Here is a 19,720-nt window from a genome sequence, read left to right on the forward strand (position 1 = left end):
AAAAATTCGTCATGCCGCCGTCCATTCACCGATCTTCGTCCCTCAACAGCACGCCGGCCGCGGTCGCCGGCGGCGCTCCGCGTTCGTCCGGGCGCGGCGGCTTCCCGGCCGACGTGGCGCGCGTGGCGAGCGCGCGCCGGCATACGTTGCCAGTCATAGGCTCGCGGCGCGGCGTCGAGAACGATCGCAGCGCGTCCGCGCTACGTGAATCGTTCCGGCAGCGCCTCGACACCGTGTCGTCGCGCGCGATGCAGCCGCCCGAGGACGACCCGCGCGCGACGGCCGCTACGGCCGGCCAGCCGCACGGCGCGACGTCGCTCGAACAGGCGCGTGCGTATCTGGGCGAACTCGCGGGCGAGCGTCGCGGCGCGCTGACGACGCTCGTCGCGCAACTGGGCGGCCACGATCGCCGTGCGCTCGACCATCTCGCGATGACGGTGCACGCGCTGCACCTGACGGTCGACGACGCGAGCCATGCGACGACGTTCGCCGGAATCGGCGACGCGCTCGCGTCGTTCCTCGCGGCCGCCGCGCGAGCGGGCGCGAGGAACGGCTCGGCGTCGCGCGATCTGTGCGTCGAGGGCAACAAGGACTACCGGAAGCTCTGCGAGCGCGTCGGCGCGTTACTGAGGGCCGACGGCGTCGCGAGCGCGATGTTCGGCCGTGCGCGCGAGCGCGGCGACGCGGCGGCGGGCGCGCTCGTGTCCGAGCGGCTCGGCGGCCGGATGGACGGGCACGTGCGCACGAACGGGATGGTGAACCGGCACGGCGGCGACGCGCAGCTCAGGATGGCCGACGCCGCGCAGCGCTTCGCGCTCGGCGCGCGCCACGCGACGAATCTCGTCGACATGGTCGGCACCGCGCTCGATCTGCTCGGGCGTACTGATCAGTTGCTGAACGACGTTGCGCTGAAGCGGCCGGGCGGCGATCCGGGCGCCGATCCGGGCGGCGCGCCGACGGCCCCGCACGGCGGGCCCGCGCCGGACGCGACGCCGCAATCGGTCGCGCCGGTCGTCGTCAACAACCATAACGAAAACAACGTAAACGTAAACCTCGACGGGCTCGAGAAACTCGTCGGCGATCTCGGCAGGATGATCGGCGCGCTGCTGACGCGGATGGACGCCAGCGATCCGCCGCGCGCGCAGCGTCCGGCCGATGATGCGAACGGTCCCGCGCGCGCTCGCGCGACCGTCGTGAAAGCGCCGGTGCCGTTCGCGCGGGCGTCGAACGGCGCGCCGGGCTCGCCGCCGGCCGACGCGCGCGGCGATGCGCCGGCGCCGGTGGCGAGCGCGCCGTCCGTCGATCGGCGGATGCCGCCGCCGGCGACCGTTGACCGGGGCGTCGGCGCCGACGCGCCGCCGACGGGCGCGTGGCGGCGCGGCGACGACGGCAAGTGGCGAATGGACCGGGCCGATCCGGTCGTCAGGACCACCGAAGGCGCGACGCGGATCGATCCGTTCAGTCGCGTCGGCGCGCGCGTGACGCCCGGAGCAGGCGCTGCCGGTGCGTCGCATGGCGGGGCGACGGGCTCAGCGCAGCCGCGCATCGCGGACGTGCGCGCGCAAGGCGCGGGCCGTGACGCGGACGGTGCGCGAGTCGCCCGGTCGAATGACTCGAATGGGCGTTCGGGCGGGCAGCCCATTGACGAACGCGCGGCGGCTGCCGCGGATGCCGCGGACGCGCGTAGCGGCGGCACTGGCGATTCCGCGCCGGGCATGCCGCCCGCGACCGGTTCGTGGTCTCGCGATCCGGCAAGCGGCAAGTGGGTCCGCGCAGGCGGCGACGCGCCGCTCCGGTCGACGGAAGGCTTCAGCCGGATCGACCCGTTTGCCGGTTCGCGGCGCAATGTGTCCGCGTCCATGTCCGCATCCGCGCCCGCGCTTTCGTCTTCATCGTCGTCTTCGTTCGCGCCGGCTTCGACGCCGGCCGCCCCTACCGTCGCATCGCGCATCACGTCGAGCGACGCATCGATCGCCGCGCCCGACGGCGGCCCCTGGCCGCGTCCGTCCGCGCTCGCGCCGCGCCGCGCCGATCCGCGGCAGATGAACCGTGCGCAGTTGGAGCGCGCGGGCCTTTATCCGCTCGTCGACGACGATGCATTGTCGTCGGCGCAGTCTGCGCCGGCTGATGTGGCCGATGTGGCTGCCCGGCGCGCATCGCGGCCCGGCGCAGGGTTGCCGAAGCCGGACGCGAAGCCGGACGCGGGCTCGCGTCCGGCGAGGACGTATCCGCCCGTCGAGCCGGCCGGCCGAATCGTGACGACCGAAGGCGCGACGCGCGTCGGCTGGGCCGATTCGATCGACAAGGGCGCGAAGCGATGACGGCCGGCTCGCGCCCGAACGACGCCGCCGCGCTCGCGGCGGCGGCGGCGCTGCTGGCCGGCATGCTGGGCGTGCCGGAAGCGCGGATAGCGCCGGAGCAGCGGCTGCTCGACGATCTGGCGATGGATTCGCTCGAATTGATCGAACTCGCGATGGAGCTCGACGAGCGCTGGAACATCCGGCTCGATCGCGCGCGGCTTGCCGACGTCGCGACGGTTGCCGACGTCGCCGCACTGCTCGGCGCGGCCGCGCAGCCGGACGGCGCGAGCCGGACATGAGCGCGCGCCGATCCGCGGGGGCGCGCATGCGCGCACGCGTCGCGCGCGTGGCTGCGGCGTTCGCGGTCGGCATCGTGTGGGCGGGCGGCGTCGCGCATGCGGACTGCATCGACGACGCCGCGCGGCGCTACCGCGTCAACGCCGATCTGCTGCGCTCGATCGCGTATTACGAGTCGGGGCTGAATCCGCGCGCGCTGCATCGCAACGACGACGGCTCGACCGACATCGGCCTGATGCAGATCAATTCGGTGCATTTGCCGGCGCTGCGGGATCAGGGAATCGACCTTCGCCGTCTGTACGACGCGTCGGTCAACGCACGTGTGGGCGCGGCGCTGCTGCGCCGGCAGATCGATCAATACGGCGACACGTGGCGTGCAGTCGGCGCGTATCACTCTCGCACGCCGGGCTTGAGCGACCGCTACGCGCGCGCGGTTCACGACGTCTATGTCGCGCGGCCCTGGGCAAGAAAAGCGACGGCGCAGCGGGACGCGGCGCGCGCGATGCCGGCGCGTGAGCCGGGGCTCGTCATCGAGGAAGCGTCGGTGCAGTGAGATCGCGGCGGCGGCGGGTGCCCGCGCCGCCATGAGCGTGCGTCGCCGCTTCGATGGCGGCTGGCGATCAGGAATCCGATGCGTGCCGCGTCGGCGTGCGACTCGCTCCGCGGTGTCGCGCATCGCCCGATGCCCGACGGATATTCGACGAATGGGCCGTGATCGAATGGCGACTGAGCCGCGATCGATCGAGCGCTGAAACGCGGACCGGCCCGGGCCATGAATCGAGCCGGGGCCGGCGAATCGATTGCGGCTCCCGAGTCGGCCGAATCCATCGAATCCATCGAATTCCGCGGATGCTGCGAACTGGCCGAACTCCGCGATCCGGATCATCCAGGCGGGCCCGCCGGACGATCCGGACCACGCTACATCGTCACGCGGCGCCCGGCGCGTCCGTTGTCCCCTTCGCATCGCTCGACGCCTCTTCCGCCGCTCGGCGGTACGTGGCGTCGAGCGTCTGCACCGTCTGCCGGAAGCGGGCGAGCGCGTCCGAACGCTCGGCCGGCAACGCGCTCGCGACGAGGTCGATCGCCTGTTGCCGCGCATACGGCTGAAGCTCGCGATACTCCGGGCGCGCGGCCAGCTCGGCGCCCATCAGCGTATCGGCGCGCTGCCGGATTTCGGCGTAAAGCGGATTCGTGCCGGCGCCGCTCGGCGTGAACACGCCTTGCTTGTCGGCGCCGGGCAGCCCGGTTGCGCACGCCGCTTCGCCGAGCGCCTTGACGAACGCCGGCCGCGCGTTGCCCGCGCGCGTGGCCGGGTCCATGCAGAACCGGTCCTTCGCTTCGCTGAAGATCGCGCAGAGCGTTGCTTCGTAGACCTGCCGGCCGAACTTCGCGTCTTGCCGGATTTCAGGGGTGCGCGCGTGGGCGACCTGCTTGACCGCCTCGTCGACGAAATGCCGGATCGCCTGTTTCGGGTCGCCGGTGGGGCGATGGCTGCCGACGTAGCGAACGCCCTGCAGCTTGACCCGCCCGGGCGCGCAGTCCGGCGCGCTGCGGCGGAACAACTGCCCGAGCGTCTCGCCGATCTTGTTGAAGATGCGCTTGATCTGCTGTGCGAACGACGTGCGCGGCCGCGATTCGCAGCGCTTGACGTGAACGTCGAACGACGCCTTTCTGACGTGCGTGAATCCGCCGATTCTCGGGTTGTAAGTCATGTCGTGCTCTCGGTTGAGTGGAAACGGAATCCGGCACGTCCGCTTCCGCGCCGCGTTTCGTTCGACGAAGGCGCATGCGCAAAGCGGATGTCCGGATCGATTCGATTTTATGGAGCGGGTCGCCTCGTCCGATTCCATAAATTGCTCATTTGCGGCGGCGTGCGTGCGCGTCCGTTTCCGCGACGAACCGACGTGTGCGCCGCCTGAGCGGAATCTGAAAGCGACGCCGGACGAATGTCTTCAGCATCGATTTCGATGTCGAGCGGGATTGACGTGCCGTCCGCCCAACGCGTTGGCGTGCGCCGGGGCGACGCTCCGTTCGACGGCCATGCGCGGCGGCCAGCGCGGCTGCCGCGCCGTATCGGAATGTCTCGTAGCGAAGGGAGGACTTGATGATCAATGTCGATGCATTCGTCGCAAGCGCACGATCCGGCGCGCGCGTCGTGGTCGGCGACGGCGGGCGCGGACCAACCGCGTCGGTCGCGAGGCTGGGCATGAAGGAGCGGCTGTTCGCGTTCCTCGCGCACGTCCCGCTGCTCAAGCATTGCGACGCGGTGCGGCGCTATGCCGAGCAGGCCCGCACTGAAAACCGCCGCGCGCTCGAGGTGTTCGTGCTCGCGCTGTCGAAGCGATATGGCGCGGAAGGCGCCAGGGCCGCGTTCGACTACGGCGCGCGGCGCGACGGCGCGCCGCTCGATCGGCGGCTCGTGCGCAACATGGTGTCGATCGCCGAACATTTTCACGGCACGGGCGATGCGAAACCGCTGGTGCGCCAGATCGTGTTTCGGTCGTGGGAATGCCGAGGTCTCGATCATCCGGGACACGCGTCGCTGACGATCAAGAATCAGGCGGACGCCGATGCAGGCCGGCATGTCTACGAGCACGTCAGTTGGTGGCCGAACCAGAGATTGAGCGGCAAGGGTTTCGATCGGGTCGAGCCGATGACGCTGAGCGGATATCGGATCGACAAGCGCTCGGAGATTTCGAATGCAACGGAGCAGCGGCTTCGACAAGGCGACGCGGCGAGGAGAAAGATCCTCGCGGACGGCTACAAATACGCGAGTCGGGACGAGCTTCGCGACGCGCGTTTTTTCCCGAAAGCCGGCCAGAAACTGGACAAGGAGGAGGAATGGGGGCTGAGCGCGCGCAAGGTGTACTTCCCCGCGATCGGATTCAACCGCGACAAGCGCGACGCGGCCGGCCGGGACACGTTCGTGCTGTTCGGGCTGAACGAAGCGGCGATGTTGCGCGATGCGCGAACCGTGAAGGAAGCGGCGGCGACGGGCAAGCTCAGATACCAGATGATCAGCACGGAGGAAAACTGCGCGTCGATCGCGCTGCGCGTGCTGCGCTCCGGCGGCGCCGAGCACTTCGTGCCGTATGCGGCCGCATGGGTCTCCGAGGACCCGAATCGCGCGCATGCATACGCGCAGGCCGTGCAGTCGAGGATCGACACGCTGAACCAGCAGCGCGCGGACGTCGCGCGCTGCTGCGATCGGCTGGGCGGCAGCGCATCGGTGCAGCAGGCGTGGCGCGCGTTTTCGACGGCCGGCGCGACATCGGCCGGCCGCGCCGCGCACGCGCAGCGGCAAGCGCGGCTCGACGATCACGCGCGCGAAGTCGAACGGATCGGCGCGTACTTCGCCGAGCTGTCTGCCGCGCGATCCGGCAAGCATCGCGATCGCGCGGACGCGGATCTCGCCGATGCGATGAAGCGCTGCGCGCCGTCGGCTCGCGACGACGTCGCAGCGCTGACGCGCAAGGCGCGCGTGTTCGTCGAAACGCTCGGCCGGCATCTAGGCGCGCCGCCGCAGGACGACCGGGGCGCGCTGCGAATACTGGCCGCGCACGCGATGGTCGGGCAGATCGAGGCGTTCATGTCGATCGCGATCGACGCCGATTCGAATCCCATGATTCAGACTTCAGACGGAGCACCCGAACGATGAATACGCATACCGAATGGTTGAATGCGCTGGGCGAAGCGGCGGGCATGCCGCTCGATTTCGACGAGAACGGGCAGTGTTTCCTGCTGCTCGACGCGCAACTGATGATCTCGATTCGCGAACGGCCCGATGCGCTCGTGCTGTATGGAATGGTCGGCGAATTTCCGGCGCATGCGCCGGCGGAACTCTGGAGGCGGATGCTCGCCATCAATCTCGACTTGGCGGAGGCGGGCGGCGGCGGTCTCGGCTTCGACGGCGACACGGCAGCCGTGATGCTGATCGAGCGCATCGCGACGGCGAATCTCGGCGCGCGCGAATTCGTCGACGCATTCGAGGCGTTCGCGTCGCGTCTCGAAAGCCTGATCGGCGCGTTCGAGCAGGTGGGCATCTACGACGCCGGCGCGCGGGACCGTCCGGCGGATTCGCGCGCGGCCCGCGCGTTGCGCGGCTGAATCGACGCGGAGCGGACCGTGTCCGGTTGTGATGCGCGATGTCCGTTGACGCGCCGCCGCGGTCGCCGGACGACGAACGAATGAGCGAATGAGCGAATGAAACGGATCTGAAATTTTCCGGTGATGCGCGCGCGCTACGTTCAAGGGCGCGGGTGGGCGTGGCGGGAAGGGCTGCGCGCCGTTCGGGCGACGCGTCACGTGAGCGGGCGCGCGGGAGAGGATGCTTTGGAGCAACAAAGAATCGATTATGGTCGTAGAGAGAAAGTGTGAAAGGGTGCTCGTCGTCGACAGCCATCCGATCGTGCGCGACGGCATCGAGGTCGTGCTCGGCAAGGCGTATGCGGGGATCGACGTGGGCGGGGCGGCCGATATGGCCGAGGCGAGCGACCGGTGCGGGCGCGACCGCCCGGATCTCGTGCTGATGGACGTGATGCTGCCGGGCGACGATCCGCTGCCGGCGATGAGCGAGATCCTGCGCGCGCATCCGGACGTGCGGTTCGTCGTCTTCACCGCGCTCGGATCGGAGGCGCGCGCGGCGGATGCGATCCGCCTCGGCGCGTCGGGCTATCTGCTGAAGTGGTGCAGCCCGGACGGCATCGTGCAGGCGGTCCGGCGCGTGATGGCGGGGCGCGTCCACATCGACCCGTCGCTCGACGGGGCAAGGATCGCGTCGGCGGCCGGCGGCCGCACGCCTCCGTCCCCCGTCGACGAGCTCACGCGGCGCGAGAAGCAGGTGCTGAAGCTGATTGCCGACGGGATGCGCAATCGCGAGATCGCATCGCTGCTGAACATCAGTCCGAAGACGGTGGATTGCCATCGGCAGCGGCTGATGCAGAAGCTCGGCGCGCGCAACGTCGCGAATGTGATCCACTGGGCGTATCGATACGGATACGCGAACGCGTGCGCGCCCGCCATGTAGCGCGGCCCGCGCGGGCAAGCGCCCGATCGCGCGCGGCGGCGAGCGGTTCGTGAAAGTACCGCGCTGAAGCGTGCCGGAGAATGAACGCTCGCTAATGTTCACGACAGGAAAGACATCATGAAGCTGAATGGAATGATCGCCGCGCAATGGAATCATCGACATGACGCGGTCGAACGGCAGGCGCGACGCACTGGCGATGGCCGGCGCGTATGCGGCGTCGCGAGCGAACGCGACGGCCGGACGATGAGAAGCGAGATCAAGGCGATCCGGATGGACGTGCTCAAGGCGATCCGCTTCCACAGTGCGGTCAGCACTCCGGTGCTGCTCGCGAAGCAAAACCGGATCGCCGCGAACGTTCGTGGGGTCAGCGAAAAGATCGACAGGAAGGGGCTGTTCGGCAAGATGGCCGAAGCAGTCAAGTACGTCGCGCACCGCGGCCTGTATTTCGACCGGCGCGCGCTGAGAAAACTCGACGCGTTGGTCGTCCGGCACATCGGCGATCGGCCCGAGGATCGCAAGTTCAAGGTCTTGCCTACGCGGCTGCGGCGTCCGGCGCCGTGAGCGCGCGCGGCGCCCGCGCCGCGCGTCCGGAGCGCCGGCTTGCGTCGGGCGGGCGCCGGCCACCGATGCGTTGCGCATCGCGCAACGCATGATGCGCGCGATGCGCACTCGGGCAGACGCTCTTTCAGTCGCACATTTCACCGGCCTTCACGATGGCGAAGATGCATGCGCCCGGCAGCGGCACGCTGCTGCAGTTCTTTTCGACCGACGACATGCCGCTCGCGCGCGCAACGTCGTTCTGGAGCGCGCACGTGTTCCAGTGCGAGGACGTGCGCGCGGAGCAGGCGCGCGCGTTTCACGGGCGCGGTTTTCTCTGCCGGCGCGAGCGCGGCCGGTTCGTTCGTTTCCGCGGCGCGTCGCTCGACGCGCGGATCAGCGAAACATGGCTGAGCGCCGCGGCGGCCGACGCGCACGTGACGATCTGCGCGCTGCACGCAGGCGAGTGCACGGTCGAGGCGCCCGGCTTGCCGGATGCGCGCTTTCGCGCGAACGAGCTGTTCATGCTCGACGGCGGCCGGCCGATGCGCGTGCGCTGGGATGAGCCGTGTTTCAGCGCGCTCAGATTGCCGCGCGCGTCGGTGGGGCGCACGCTCGGCCAGGCGGCGATGGAGGCGTCGCCGAGCGCGGCTTCGTTGCAGACGGCGCGGCTCGCGCCGTTTCTCGCGGCCGAGCTGGCGCTCATCGGCGATCGCGGCCCGGGGTTGTCGTCCGACGAGCTCGATTGCGTGCTCGCGCGCGCGGCCGAACTGGGCCGCGCGCTGCTTCAGGCGGCGCTGTCGGCGCGCATGCGGCGCGGCGCGCCCGCGCGCGCCGACCGGCTGCAGGCCGCGTACCGCTACATCGACCAGCATCTGCATCTGCCGACGCTCACGCCCGAGCGGATCGCCGACGCGATCCATTGCTCGCGCACGCAGCTCTATCGCCTGTTTCGCCACGAATCGCAGACGGTGCAGGCGGCGCTGCGCGACGCGCGGCTGAACCGCAGCCTGCGCTACCTCGAGCAGCCCGAATGCACGCTCAACATCGGCGAGATCGCGCATGCATGCGGTTTTCCCGATCAGTCGACGTTCGGCAAGCTGTTTCGCCGGCGCTTCGGCAGGACGCCGGGCGAGGTGCGCCGCGCCGCGCGGGGAGGCGGCGGTGAAGCCGCGCCGCCCGACTTCGCGGAAGGCGCAGACGCGGCGCGTGCATCAGCATTTCATCGATAGATTGCGACTTCGATCGCCACGCCAACAAGATCCGGGTTGGACTCCGAATGACGGTACGATGCAGGCAAATCGCGCAACTGCTGCTCACTGGCCACGCTCACCTGCACGTCGTCGATGCAATACCAGACTCCATCCCGCTTCACATAGGCGACATAGTGGTCGCGCGTGTTGTAGCCGAACGCGACGAGCCGGTCGTGGTTCGGCAGTGCTGCGAAGTCGAACAGGCTGTTCAGCCTGAACGCCTTGGCGTCGGCAGGCGCGTCGCGTATGTCGGATGCGTCGAACGCATCATTGAGCGGCATGCGCAGTTCCATCAGCACATCTGCCAGGTATCCCGGCCCGCTGTCCGGAATATTTGTCGTCGCGCGCAACGCAGCGACCGCGGCTTGCAACTGCTCGTCGAGCTCTTGGGCCGATGCGGCGTCGTAGTCTTCGAGCAGTGCGCGAACGGCGGGTGGGACGTCCTGGTTCGACACGATGCCGTCGAGCGCCGACGAATGAACGGCCAACTGCAGCGCCGTGTTGATGAAGCACGAGCCGCCGAGGTTGCGCAGGCCGCGCGGCGGCGTGGTCGGCGCGGTGTCGAAGCTGGCCGTCAGCGGATGGGCCGACCGTTCGCCCGTCGCGCTCTCGATGCCGGCGGGCACCACGATTTCGTAGCGGCTGTTCGACTTGAGCGGCGCGAGCGGCCTGAACGCGAGCCGGCGATCGCTCAGCCACGACAACGCGCCGACGGCGACGCTCGCGCGATCTTCGCCGTGTAGCGCGATGCGTCCTGCTGAGCGCGGCGCGATCGCGCGATCGAATTCGAGTTCGATCGTCGGGCGGCGCAACGCCGCGTGCGTTGGCGCGATGCCGGCGGATATGCCGCCGGGCGCAGCGGCGGGCGCAGCGGCGGGCGCAGCGGCGGGCGGGATGATCGGCGTCGCGGTGGGCGGCGTGTGTCCGCTGGGTACGTTCGCGACTGGTACGTGCGCGACGGGCGCGTTCGGCTGCGCCGGATACGCGAGCTGCACGGTCGGCGGCGCGAACGCGCGTGGAGCGGATTCGTTCGAATCGTCGCCGCCGCCGCATCCGGCGAGGGAGGCGACGGCCAGCGCGAGCGCCGTGCCGGCGCGTCGGGGTGATCGCATGCCACGGGCAAGCCGGGACGAATCGCGGGGCGAGTCAGATGCGGCGCGTCGAGCCGAAGGCGGCGCGTCGGGATGGTCGAGGGGGTTCGACGTGTGTTTCATCATGGCAAGACTGAAGGTGAACAGAAACAGAAAGTGAACATCAGCGGATTCGGCGGCTTGACTGGGCGACGAGCGGATCACGGACGCGCGCCGCCGCCGCCGGGCCCGTCGCGAGCCGGGTCGCCCCAGCACGCGCCGATGCGGCGGGGCAGCGCGGCGTCCACCGCGCCCGGTGTGCTCGACGCAGACGACGCGCGTGCAACGTTCGCCGCGGAGCCGCCCGCGCCCGCCCCGTCGTCCTGCCGGCTCGCGGCGCGCCGCTGCCGCGCGATGTCGTCGCGGCGCTCGCGCTCGAGCGCGTCGATCCGCTCGACGTGCGCGAGCAGCGCGTCATGCCCCGAGAAGTCGTAACGCACGTCGACGTAGCGCACGCCGAGGCGTTCGAGCTGCGCTTTCGCGTCCGGAAAATCGCCGGGCGCGAAGCGCCGCACGCCGTAGCGGAAGTCCTGGACGAAGCGCGCGACGCCGAGCGGCCCCGCGTACCGGCGCACGAGCGTGACGTCGCCGAGCGCGATGCGCAGCGTCGCGTCGCCGCATCGATCGGGCTGCCAGTCGATCTGCTCGGACACGCGCAAGTTGTAGTTCGTCAGCGTGCGCGCCTGCGGCGCGCATTGCAGCGTCAGCACGGTCTCGAACGGCTTGGCCTGCGCTTCGCGGTTCACGTCGGTCGGCTGCGCGACGATCCCGATGCGCACCGTCTGCGCGTTGAGCGCGTCGATCTGCTTGCCGAGCGACGCGATCCGCTCGTCGAGCTCGGCCGCCGCCTGCTGTTGCGCACGCCGCTCGGCTTCGCGCCGCGCCTGCGCGACGCGCCGGGCGGCCGCGTCGTCGACGAGCGGCAGGAACGCATCGGTGAACGGCAGCCGGTAGCCGAGCGTGTCGGCCGCCGCCGCGCGCGCCGCGCCGACGCGCACGAACGGCTTCGCCGGGCCGTCGACGAACGCCCAGATCGCGCCTTGCGGGCCGTACAGCCGGTCGTTGGCGTCGTCGTGCGTCGCCGCGCGCCTGAGCGGCCACAGCACGTCGCGCTCCCAGTCGTCTTGCAGCGCGCACGACGCTTGCCGCTCGACATACGCGATCACCGCGTGCAGCGGGCCGCCGACGAGGCTCCAGACGACGTCGCCGCCGACGTCGCGACCGCCCGCGAGCCGCTTGACGTCGCGCAGCGCATCGTCGGCCGCGCGCATCGCGGATGCTTCCACCGACGGATCGACGCCGAAGCCGTGGAAGTCGGCCGCGAGCCGGTAGGCGGCGCCGGGCCCCGCGAGCGCGTCGGCGGCGAGCGCGGCGACGCGCCGCTCGTAGTCGACGAGCGCGTTGCGCAACGCGGCGTCGCGCTCGAGCGTGAGCCGGCCTTGCGCGGGCGCGCCGCCGAGCGCCTCGCGCAGCGCGCGGCCGCCGCTGCGCGAGATCGAGCCGAGTGTCGCGCCGAGGCCGCCGCTCGCCGCGGGCAATCGCGCGGGCGCGAGCATGTGCGACGCCGTCCGGACGAAGCGCAGCCACGGCGGCAGCGCGTCGTCGCGCACGGATTCGAATTCGCGATCGACGCGTGCGAGCAACGCCGAGAACGGATCGCGGCGATCGGGAATCCGGTCGATCACCGCGCGCCATTGCGCTTGCGTCGTCAGCCCTTGCTCGCCCTGCGGGAAGCGCGCGACGAAGTCGCGCCAGGCGTCGATGCGCCGCGTGCGATACCACGCATCGAACGCGTCGCGATGGAACGCGAACTTCGGCCGGTTCGCGACCGCCTGCGCCATCTCGTCGAGGAATGCGTCGATCGCCGGACGATGCGCGGCCGTCAGCGCGGCAGGCACGCGCACGTCGCGCAGCGCGGCGGGTTGAGCGGCAGGCAGCGCGGGTGGCGCGGCGGCCGGCCAGAAGTCGGCGAGCGTCACGTCGCGCGGCATCGTTGCGTCGGGCAGCGCGAGCAGCCACGCGCCGTCCGGGTCGCGGTACGCGAGCCGTTCGAGCTGCGCCTGAGCGGCCGCGAGCCGTGCGGCGAGCGCGCTGTCGCCGGGTGCGCTCCACGCGATCCGGCCGACGGCGAGCGCGCCGATGCGCGGCGGCAGCCCGTCGCCGCGATCGCGCGCGCCGCTTGCGTCGTTCGTGTCGCGGGTGTCGCTCGTGCCGCCGACGCCACGCGTGTCGCTTGTGCCGCTCGTGCCGCTCGTGTCGCTTGTGCGCCGCTTGCCGCCTGCGCCGTCGTCATCCCGCGCGCGCACGGCCGCCGGCGCGGGCATCCGCGCGAGCGTCTCGCGATCCGCGCCGCGCAGGCGCGCCTGCATCAGGTTCACGTAGCGGACCAGATTGCGGATGCGCGCGGCGACATCGCCGTCGTCAGCCGCGCGCGCGTCGCTCGCGCCGTCCGGCTCGCCGAAGAACAGCCGATCGGCGGCGGGCTCGATCGAGCGCCGATAATGCGCGACGTAGCGGCGCTTGAGTTCCGCTTCGAGCCGGCCGACGGGCGTCGCGTCGGCGATCGGGGGCGCGAGCCGCCGCACGAGCCGCCGCTCGTCGCGCCGCTCGACGTCGGCGATCACGCGGCCGATTCGCTCGAGCGTCGCCGCATCGCGCATGAGCTCGCCCGTGAAGCGCGGATGCGCGGGATAGTCGCGGCGGATCAGCTCGACGGTCCGCATGTCGCCGACGAACGACGCGCTCATCAGCAGCCCGGCCGCGACGCACGCGAAGAGCCATGCGGCCAGCGCGACGCGCGCCGGCGTCAGCCGCGAGCGGCTTGGCCGCTCGACGGGCCGCCATGCGTCGCGCTCGCCCGGCAGCACGCGCGCGAACACGTCGTGCAGGAACAGGCCCGCGTCGCCGGGCGCGCGCGCCGGCGCGGCGTCGAGCCAGTCGGGCAGCGTCAGCGACGGCGCGCCGCCCGCCTGCCGGCCGCTCGTGAACAGCAGCCCGCGCAGATACGGCGTCTCCTGATAGACGTTCGGGCCGAACGCCGCGCGTGCGAACGCATCGAGCGCGGGCCGCACGCGCGCGAGCTCGTGCGGCAGCATCAGCGCGCGCGGCGAGGGCGGCTCGCCGCGCGCCGCCGGCGCGACGCGCAGCGCGGCGAGCCGCGCGTCGACGCTGTCGAGCGCGTGTGTGACGAACGCATCCGCGTCGTGATCGCCGAGATAGCCGAACGCGCGATCACATTGTTCCGGAGCGAGCTGCGCGGCCCATTCGTCGAAGCCGTAGAGCCGGTCGCATTGCGTGACGAGCACGTAGACCGGAAAGCGCCGGTCGAACAGGCGGATCAGTTGCTCGAGCCGCTCGCGGACCGCGCAGCCGTCGATCGTCAGCGCGTCGCGATCCGCTTCGACGAGGCGCGGCGCGTCGATCGCGACGACGACGCCGTTGACGCCCCGGCGCGCACGCGCGCGGCCGAGCTGCTCGAGGAGTGCGCTCCATGCGCGGTGGTCGCCGTCGGTCGCGTCGGGCTCGGCGAAGCGGCCCGCGAGGTCGAGCACGACCGCGTCGTCGAAGCACCACCAGTCGCAGTCCTCGGTCGGCGCGATGGCCGCGTCGTGGCGCGCGCGCCGCAGCGGCGACGCGATGCGCGCGCGCGCGAGCGCCGTCGTCTTGCCCGCGCCCGTGCGGCCGATCACGAGATACCAGGGCAGCGCGTCGCGCGGCCGGCCGCGCAGGCCCGGCGCGGGCGCGGCGCGTTCGAGCGCGTCGAGCGCCGCGCGCCAGCGCGCGGCGACGCGCAGCTCCGGCGCGTCGCGATCGGCGGGCGCGCGCTCGGCCGCGTCGAGCCGCGCGAGCTGCCTGCGCGCGCGAACGGCGCGCAGCGCGCGGCGCGCGATGGCACCCAGCAGCCATCCGGCGAGCGCCGCGCAGAACACGGCGGGCGCGCTCCACAGCGGCCAGTCGAAGTAGAGCGAGGTCGCCCAACTGAGCGCGGCGAGCGCGAGCAGCGCGACGATCCGCGCGATCATCATGCCGAGCGTCTTCATTGCAGCCTCGGGAACACCGAGTCGACCATTCGCACGATGACGACGTGATAGATCAAATAGAGCGACAGCAGGATCGCGAGCGGCAGCCCGACGTTCAGGCCCGCGAGCGCGATGCGGCGGCGCGTTCGCGCGTTGGCCGCGGCGGCGCGCGGATGTCCGGCGTTGTCCGGATACCCGTCGTCCGGATATGCGGCGGGGAACGGCGGCTCGCCTTCGGCGGGCAGTGACGCATGCGCCGACAACGCGTCGAGCGCGCGCCGCCGGATCGCGTCGAGCGGCTGGCTGCCGCCGTCGTAGCCGTAGCGGCCGCGAAAACCGAGCTGCAGGCACAGCAGATAGACCGCGAGCACGTTCGCGCGCGCGCCGTCGAGCGCGTCGAGGCGCTCGAAGAACACGACGCCCGCGTGCGACGTGTCGAAGTGGCGCTTCTGCAGCAGCCGCAGCGTCCAGCGGTCGGCATCGTCCCAGCCGCTGTTCAGCAGCGCCTCGTCGATCCACGCGCACACCGCGAACAGCGCGTCGTCGACATCGGCTTCGGGCGCGCCCGCGCAGGCCGCGTGATCGCGCGCGCGCTCGATCAGGATGTCGAGCCGCAGCGCGACTTCGGCGGCGTCGCCGCGCGGCGATTGCGCGAGCTGCCGCGCATACGCGACGAGCGGCATCATCGAATCGGACAGCTTCATGATGCGTGCCTCACTGCGATGAGTTCCGCGTGCAGGTCGTCCGGCGCATCGGCCCAGCGCAGCGAGATGCGGCCGTCGCGCCGGATCGCGTCCCACGGCCGGCCGGCCTGCTCGATCCGGAAGTAGCGCGCGTCGCCGCGGCGCGGCAGCCGCGGCGGCGCGCCGGGCAGGCGGGTCAGCTCGACGCCGGGAAGCGCGAGCGCGGTGAGCTGCGGCATCTCGTCGGTCGCCGCGATCCGGCCGCCCAGCAGGAAGCGTTGCGCGAGCGTGTCCGGATCGTGCGCGCTGCGGATCGCGACATAGATCAGATGGCGATCCGCGAACACGTCGGGCGGCAGTCGCGCGGACCGTTGCGCGGGCTGCCGCTCGCCGTCGGGCTCGAACGTCGCGACGCAGTCGGGGCCGACCGCGATTTCGTCGAGCAGATGGCCGATCAGCGCGTGCGCGCGCGAGAAGCAGCCGCCGAGATCGCGGTGGTCATACGGCGGCAGGCCGCCGCGCGCGTCGGGTGTCTCGCCGAGCATGTCGAAGCGCTCGGAGAACGCGCTCAGCTCGCCGACGAGCTGGCGCAGCACGCCGTAGACCGTCCACGGATGCAGCCGGTCGCATTCGGCGAGATGGAACAGCAGCGGGCCGAAGCGGTTCAGCGAGCGCAGCGCGAGCAGGAGCGCCGCATAGCCCGCGTCGAACTCGGCGCGCTGCATCTCGCGCGGATTCTTGTACTGCTGCAACTGCCGCGCGCGGCCCGCGAGCTCGTCGCGGATGCAGCGGACCCGGTCGAGCAAGGCGCGCGCGCCCGTCAGCGCATAGCACGGCGGCGCGAAATCGTCGTCGAGCCGCAGGCGCTCGCCGTCGCGCACGATCCGCGCGATCGGGATCGTCTCGTGCCCGGCGAGCGCGTCGAGCTCGTGCCCGAACACGATCTTCAGCACATGCTTGAGCGTGCGCACCGGCGCGCCCGGCTGGTCCGAATAGAGGTCGCCGACCTCGTCGGCGCACGGCAGCGTCGCGTAGCGCGTCGCGGCGTCGGGCAGCGCGTCGGGCGTGGACGCCACCGTCACGTTGTTCGCGCCGCGCGCGAGCCGCCTGAGCGCGACGTGCACGACGAGCGCGCGGCCGTCGTCGAGCCACGCTGGATCGAACGCGCGCGCGGCGACGACCGCGTTGCCCGGATATTCGACGTAGCTGCGGTCGGAAAAGAGCAGGTGCGCCGAGCGGATCTCGACCGCGCGGCGGTCGATCGCGGCCTGCGCGAGCGACAGCGCGCCGACGCCCCAGAAATGCGGCGGGCCGGACGCGAGCCACGGCTCGACGCGGAACTGCTGATGCAGTTCGGCCAACTGAAAATGTTGCGGTTGCAGCAGCATCCCCTGATGCCAATAGATGTTGTCCATGTCGTTCGTTCCGGTTCGTGATGCGTCGCGTGTCATCGCTTGAGCGGCGCGCGGGCGGCGGCCTCGTCGTTTTCGTTGCTGTCGCGGTTGCCGCCGCCGTTCGCGTTCGCGTTTTCGTCAGCGCTCGGCAGCGTCAGCGTTTTCGCGCCGCTGTCGAGCGTCGTCCACGCGCGCGCGCCGGGCGGCGGCAGGTTCAACTGCGCTTCGCGCGCGTCGGTGATGCTCTGCGCGCCGAGCCTGAGCCGCAGCCCGAGCGTTCGCGGCGCGGCGCGATAGGTGGACGAGAACCAGCCGCGCTTGTCGATGTGCAGCGGCACGTCGAAGAGGCGCGCCGCGCGGGGGCCGTCGGCGTCGTAGTAGCCGGCGACGATGCCGACGTAGCGTGCCCGCTGCGCGCGATCGATCGACAGCGCGACGCGCGCGCCCGGCGCGACGACGTAGCGCGTCGTCTGGATGAAGTCCGCCGCGGGCCCGCCCGCCGCGAGCATCGCGCGCAGCCGGTCCGGATCGTCGGCGAGCTCGCGGAACGTCTGCGCGTCCGCGCTTTGGAATACCGCGAGCAGCAGCGTGTGCGGCGCGTTCAGGTATTCGTTCAGCCGCGGCGATGCGTCGATGTCGATGCGCAGCGCATCGGGCGCGTAGTCCCATCGCACGTCGGCGCGCGCCTGCTCTTCGGTGACGCCCGTCGCGCAGCCGGTGAGCGCGGCGAGCGCAACGAGCGCGGCGGCGCATGCGGGGCGTGGCTGCGGCGGCCGAACCGGCCGGCGCGCATGTGCCGCCGACGGCATCGAAATGTGTCGTTCGTTCATGCCCGCGCCTCAGCTCATCACCATCACTTTTTGCTGGCTGGGCTGCAGCACGGCGCCCGTCGCATTGCCGTCGTTGTGCTTCGTCGGCGTCGTCAGCCGCACGGCCGGGCTGCCTTCGAGCTTCACTTTCGCGCTGCCGGCCGTGAATTCGACCTTGCCCATGATCTTTCCGGACATCGCGCCGCCGGCGGTGCCCGGCTGATCGCCGTTCGTCATCGGAATCGTCGATTTTTTCGTGAGCGCGGGCATCCCGCAGACGAGCACTTTCGTCGTGATCGACGCGGCCATCATCGGCAGGCCGGTGTTCGGATACGGGACGGGCACGGGGCCGCCCGGCGTCGGGGTCTTGCAGACGTCGGCGGGGCTCATGCACAGGCCGGACGCGGTGGTGACGACAAACATGTTGGAACTCCGAATTGAAAGAAGCAGTCAGCCGAGATCGATGCGCTCGCCGTCGATGCCGACGTGGCGGTCCGCAAGTAGCGTGACGTCGCGCGCGTGCAGGTGCGCGCGCTCGTCGATCCGCCAGCGCGCGCGCGCGGCGCGCAAGTCGTCCACGCCGCACACGCGGCGAAAGCAGTCGCCGAGCGTGTGGAGCGCGCGTCCGATCGTCGACGTGAAGCGGCGCGCGACGAGGCGCACGTCGTGCGCGCGGCCGACGATCGACTGCGCGTGCGCGTCGAGATGCGCGGCGCGCACGCGTGCGCGATGCGCGCTCACGTCGACGCGCGTCGCGCACGCGTCGATCCGGTCGCGCGCCGCGAGCGCGATGCGCGGCGCGTCGATGCGCAGCCCGTCGGCGCCGGCCTCGAGCACGACGCCGCCCGGCAGCGCGAGCGCGGCGTGCGGCGCGCCGGCGCGCGCGAGCACGGCGAGCACATACGCGGGCGGCGCGCCGCACGCATCGCCGTCGCCGTGCGCGCAGGCGCGGGCCGGCGCCCAGATCAGCACGCGGTCACCGACGTCGGGCGCGAGCAGGCAGCCGTCGGCGCGCCGCGCGCGGCCGACGGGATCGTCGAGCGATAGCCAGTCGCCGGCGCGGCCCGTCACGCAAGACGCGCGCAACGACGCATCGGCCCCGGATGCGCGCGGCGCGTCGACGGGCGGCAGCGGCGCGGCCGCGCCAGGGGAGGCGGAGGAAGCAGGCAGGGTCGTCATCGAAGCGCGAGAGTCGTGTGTCATCGTTCGGGTGCGGTCCATCGTTCGGCCCGCGCGAGCGCGGGATCGGTCGCGCGCGCGCCCGTCTTGCGCGCGCCGTCCCAGCGCGCGGCGCGGTCGTCCACGCCGTGCAGGTTCGCGTGCGAGAAATCGGCGCCGGCGCAGTCGGCGCGCGACAGCGTCGCGTGCGAGAAATCGCAGTAGGCGAAGCAGCCGCCCGCGAGCGTCGCGCCTGCGCAATCGGCGCGCGCGAACAGCGACATCCGCGCGCGCAATCCGCGCGCGTTCGCTGACGACAGGCGCGCGCGCGCGAAATCGGATTCGTCGAACGCGGCCTCGGCGAGGTTCGCGCCGACGAGCGTCGCGCCCGCGAAACGCGTGTGGCGACCGCGCGCGCCGGCGAGCGTCGCGCGTTCGAGATCGGCGTCGAAGAACATCGTCTGCACGAGCGATGCGCTGCTGAAATCGCTGCCGGCGAGCGTCGCGCCGCTGAAATGCGTCATCGTCAGATCGCAGCGGTCGAAGCGTTGCCCGCGCAGATTCGCTTCGGCGAAGAGCGCATTCGTCAGGCGAGTGGCGTCGAAGCGCGCGGTCGACAGGTCGGCGCGCATCGCCGCGAAGCGCTCGAGCTCGGCGCTCGCGAAATCGGTGCGCTCGAAGCGGCAATCGACGGTTTCGCAACGCAGCAGCTTCGCGTGCGCGCACCGCGCGGCGGAGAAATCGCCGCGCTCGAACGTCGCGCGCGCCCACAGCGCGTCGGTCAGCGTCGCGCCGGCGAGGTCGGTGTCCGTCATCACGAATGCGTCGCCCGTCGTCGCGCGCAGGCTCGCGGCGCGCAGCGCGACCGCGTGCCAGCCCGATTCGCCGAGCGTTGCGCCATCGAGGCGCGCGCCCGTCAGATCGCAGTGCCGCCAGCGCGTCGCGTCGAGCTGCGCGGCCGACAGGTTCGCGCCGCGCAGGATCACGCGATCGAACGTGCAGCCGGACAGATCGCGGCCGGAAAGATCGACATCCGAAAGATCGATGCCGGATAGCGTGCGGGTGTCGGCGAGGGCGGCGAGCGCCGCGTGAACGGTGTCGGACATGGGTGGCG

17 protein-coding genes are annotated in these 19,720 nt (G+C 71.6%); 8 read left to right on the forward strand and 9 right to left on the reverse strand.

Annotated features, from left to right (window positions below; translation table 11 throughout):
- Positions 1-11: 11 nt before the first annotated feature.
- The 3 genes from AQ610_RS23220 to AQ610_RS23230 are packed head-to-tail and all read left to right on the forward strand — an operon-like array spanning position 12 to position 3,150.
- On the forward strand, positions 12-2,321 hold the full coding sequence (locus AQ610_RS23220) for a hypothetical protein (RefSeq protein ID WP_006028891.1): 2,310 nt from the start codon (positions 12-14) through the stop codon (positions 2,319-2,321).
- A complete protein-coding gene (gene bapB, locus AQ610_RS23225; RefSeq protein WP_006028890.1) occupies positions 2,318-2,599 on the forward strand; it encodes a T3SS-associated acyl carrier protein BapB in 282 nt (93 codons plus the stop codon). Before AQ610_RS23220 ends, bapB begins: the two co-directional genes overlap by 4 nt.
- A complete protein-coding gene (locus AQ610_RS23230) occupies positions 2,596-3,150 on the forward strand; it encodes a lytic transglycosylase domain-containing protein (protein ID WP_006028889.1) in 555 nt (184 codons plus the stop codon). The genes bapB and AQ610_RS23230 overlap by 4 nt, the downstream gene beginning before the upstream one ends.
- Positions 3,151-3,523: 373 nt before the next feature.
- Here AQ610_RS23230 and AQ610_RS23235 read toward each other — a convergent pair whose 3' ends face one another.
- On the reverse strand, positions 3,524-4,309 hold the full coding sequence (locus AQ610_RS23235; protein ID WP_009915423.1) for a type III secretion system protein: 786 nt from the start codon (positions 4,307-4,309) through the stop codon (positions 3,524-3,526).
- Positions 4,310-4,701: 392 nt separating this feature from the next.
- Between AQ610_RS23235 and bopA the strand changes: the two genes are divergently transcribed.
- The 5 genes from bopA (at position 4,702) to AQ610_RS23260 (ending at position 9,392) form a co-directional block, all read left to right on the forward strand.
- A complete protein-coding gene (gene bopA / locus AQ610_RS23240; RefSeq protein ID WP_006028887.1) occupies positions 4,702-6,255 on the forward strand; it encodes an autophagy evasion T3SS effector BopA in 1,554 nt (517 codons plus the stop codon).
- Positions 6,252-6,704 (forward strand): chaperone SicP, encoded by a 453-nt coding sequence (sicP, locus tag AQ610_RS23245; RefSeq protein ID WP_006028886.1) that lies wholly within the window; start codon positions 6,252-6,254, stop codon positions 6,702-6,704. Before bopA ends, sicP begins: the two co-directional genes overlap by 4 nt.
- 247 nt (positions 6,705-6,951) lie before the next feature.
- Complete coding sequence (gene bprB, locus AQ610_RS23250; protein ID WP_075645192.1) at positions 6,952-7,623, forward strand: two-component system response regulator BprB; 672 nt, start codon at positions 6,952-6,954, stop codon at positions 7,621-7,623.
- Positions 7,624-7,740: 117 nt separating this feature from the next.
- A complete protein-coding gene (locus tag AQ610_RS23255) occupies positions 7,741-8,184 on the forward strand; it encodes a hypothetical protein (protein WP_006028884.1) in 444 nt (147 codons plus the stop codon).
- Between the two features lie 152 nt (positions 8,185-8,336).
- Positions 8,337-9,392: an AraC family transcriptional regulator gene (locus AQ610_RS23260; RefSeq protein ID WP_006028883.1), complete on the forward strand. Its 1,056-nt coding sequence runs from the start codon at positions 8,337-8,339 to the stop codon at positions 9,390-9,392.
- Here AQ610_RS23260 and AQ610_RS23265 read toward each other — a convergent pair.
- The 8 genes from AQ610_RS23265 to tagB-5 all read right to left on the reverse strand — a co-directional run bounded on the left by AQ610_RS23265 (position 9,383) and on the right by tagB-5 (position 19,712).
- On the reverse strand, positions 9,383-10,525 hold the full coding sequence (locus tag AQ610_RS23265; RefSeq protein ID WP_006028882.1) for an Ig-like domain-containing domain: 1,143 nt from the start codon (positions 10,523-10,525) through the stop codon (positions 9,383-9,385). The genes AQ610_RS23260 and AQ610_RS23265 overlap by 10 nt on opposite strands.
- A 179-nt stretch (positions 10,526-10,704) precedes the next feature.
- The gene (locus AQ610_RS23270) at positions 10,705-14,583 is read right to left on the reverse strand and encodes a type VI secretion system protein (RefSeq protein ID WP_006028881.1); all 3,879 of its coding nucleotides are present in this window, start codon (positions 14,581-14,583) and stop codon (positions 10,705-10,707) included.
- The gene (locus AQ610_RS23275) at positions 14,580-15,266 is read right to left on the reverse strand and encodes a DotU family type IV/VI secretion system protein (RefSeq protein WP_006028880.1); all 687 of its coding nucleotides are present in this window, start codon (positions 15,264-15,266) and stop codon (positions 14,580-14,582) included. The genes AQ610_RS23270 and AQ610_RS23275 overlap by 4 nt, the downstream gene beginning before the upstream one ends.
- Entirely contained in the window at positions 15,263-16,660 is a 1,398-nt protein-coding gene (gene tssK, locus AQ610_RS23280; protein WP_043283162.1) for a type VI secretion system baseplate subunit TssK, read from the reverse strand. Before tssK ends, AQ610_RS23275 begins: the two co-directional genes overlap by 4 nt.
- A 32-nt stretch (positions 16,661-16,692) precedes the next feature.
- On the reverse strand, positions 16,693-17,469 hold the full coding sequence (gene tssJ, locus AQ610_RS23285) for a type VI secretion system lipoprotein TssJ (RefSeq protein WP_006028878.1): 777 nt from the start codon (positions 17,467-17,469) through the stop codon (positions 16,693-16,695).
- A 9-nt stretch (positions 17,470-17,478) separates the two neighbouring features.
- Positions 17,479-17,871, reverse strand: a complete 393-nt coding sequence (locus tag AQ610_RS23290) for a DUF4150 domain-containing protein (protein WP_006028877.1) — start codon at positions 17,869-17,871, stop codon at positions 17,479-17,481.
- Positions 17,872-17,898: 27 nt separating this feature from the next.
- Positions 17,899-18,669 carry a DUF3540 domain-containing protein gene (locus AQ610_RS23295; protein WP_269465454.1) on the reverse strand — a complete coding sequence of 257 codons (771 nt, stop codon included), beginning with the start codon at positions 18,667-18,669 and terminating at the stop codon, positions 17,899-17,901.
- Positions 18,648-19,712 carry a type VI secretion system accessory protein TagB-5 gene (gene tagB-5 / locus AQ610_RS23300; RefSeq protein ID WP_006028875.1) on the reverse strand — a complete coding sequence of 355 codons (1,065 nt, stop codon included), beginning with the start codon at positions 19,710-19,712 and terminating at the stop codon, positions 18,648-18,650. The genes AQ610_RS23295 and tagB-5 overlap by 22 nt, the downstream gene beginning before the upstream one ends.
- Positions 19,713-19,720: the final 8 nt, after the last annotated feature.

It is taken from the genome of Burkholderia humptydooensis (assembly GCF_001513745.1).
GTDB lineage: Bacteria > Pseudomonadota > Gammaproteobacteria > Burkholderiales > Burkholderiaceae > Burkholderia > Burkholderia humptydooensis.

Bases quoted from the DNA above. Each gene is read 5' to 3' on its own strand.
- AQ610_RS23220 (WP_006028891.1), top strand. From the start codon at position 12: ATGCCGCCGTCCATTCACCGATCTTCGTCCCTCAACAGCACGCCGGCC.
- bapB (WP_006028890.1), top strand. From the start codon at position 2,318: ATGACGGCCGGCTCGCGCCCGAACGACGCCGCCGCGCTCGCGGCGGCG.
- AQ610_RS23230 (WP_006028889.1), top strand. From the start codon at position 2,596: ATGAGCGCGCGCCGATCCGCGGGGGCGCGCATGCGCGCACGCGTCGCG.
- AQ610_RS23235 (WP_009915423.1), bottom strand. From the start codon at position 4,309: ATGACTTACAACCCGAGAATCGGCGGATTCACGCACGTCAGAAAGGCG.
- bopA (WP_006028887.1), top strand. From the start codon at position 4,702: ATGATCAATGTCGATGCATTCGTCGCAAGCGCACGATCCGGCGCGCGC.
- sicP (WP_006028886.1), top strand. From the start codon at position 6,252: ATGAATACGCATACCGAATGGTTGAATGCGCTGGGCGAAGCGGCGGGC.
- bprB (WP_075645192.1), top strand. From the start codon at position 6,952: ATGGTCGTAGAGAGAAAGTGTGAAAGGGTGCTCGTCGTCGACAGCCAT.
- AQ610_RS23255 (WP_006028884.1), top strand. From the start codon at position 7,741: ATGAAGCTGAATGGAATGATCGCCGCGCAATGGAATCATCGACATGAC.
- AQ610_RS23260 (WP_006028883.1), top strand. From the start codon at position 8,337: ATGGCGAAGATGCATGCGCCCGGCAGCGGCACGCTGCTGCAGTTCTTT.
- AQ610_RS23265 (WP_006028882.1), bottom strand. From the start codon at position 10,525: ATGCGATCACCCCGACGCGCCGGCACGGCGCTCGCGCTGGCCGTCGCC.
- AQ610_RS23270 (WP_006028881.1), bottom strand. From the start codon at position 14,583: ATGAAGACGCTCGGCATGATGATCGCGCGGATCGTCGCGCTGCTCGCG.
- AQ610_RS23275 (WP_006028880.1), bottom strand. From the start codon at position 15,266: ATGAAGCTGTCCGATTCGATGATGCCGCTCGTCGCGTATGCGCGGCAG.
- tssK (WP_043283162.1), bottom strand. From the start codon at position 16,660: ATGGACAACATCTATTGGCATCAGGGGATGCTGCTGCAACCGCAACAT.
- tssJ (WP_006028878.1), bottom strand. From the start codon at position 17,469: ATGAACGAACGACACATTTCGATGCCGTCGGCGGCACATGCGCGCCGG.
- AQ610_RS23290 (WP_006028877.1), bottom strand. From the start codon at position 17,871: ATGTTTGTCGTCACCACCGCGTCCGGCCTGTGCATGAGCCCCGCCGAC.
- AQ610_RS23295 (WP_269465454.1), bottom strand. From the start codon at position 18,669: ATGGACCGCACCCGAACGATGACACACGACTCTCGCGCTTCGATGACG.
- tagB-5 (WP_006028875.1), bottom strand. From the start codon at position 19,712: ATGTCCGACACCGTTCACGCGGCGCTCGCCGCCCTCGCCGACACCCGC.